1 pseudogene is annotated in these 276 nt (G+C 64.9%); it reads left to right on the top strand.

Features of this window, described 5'->3' with window-relative positions:
- Nucleotides 1–22 precede the first annotated feature (22 nt).
- A pseudogene (locus SB753_RS36965) lies at nucleotides 23–276 on the top strand (TetR/AcrR family transcriptional regulator); the annotation flags it as partial.

The following is a 276-nucleotide window of genomic DNA, read 5'->3' as shown; positions in this document are numbered from 1 at the left end:
ATTCGTTCGCAGCTATAGCGGTATTTGCGCCTTGTTTGCGACCGCGCACGCGGACCCGGACTCCGCGCTTCATGCTTCGAGCACAGCGCTGCGTTCGGCGGGCGCGCGACTACTGCTCCGCGCTCAAGCCGAGGGAACGGCGCGCGCCGATATTGATGGGGTCGACCTGTTCGCCCTGATGTCGGCGCTCGGCTGGCTCGTCGGCCAGCCCGGATTCGCGCCACGGGGGGATCATCTCTTTCACGTTATTACGAGCGCCATCCTGACAAATCGGCC

The sequence above is a fragment of the Paraburkholderia sp. SIMBA_053 genome (genome assembly GCF_046534895.1).
Lineage (GTDB): Bacteria > Pseudomonadota > Gammaproteobacteria > Burkholderiales > Burkholderiaceae > Paraburkholderia > Paraburkholderia caledonica.
This window is presented reverse-complemented; position numbering and strand designations above follow the sequence as displayed.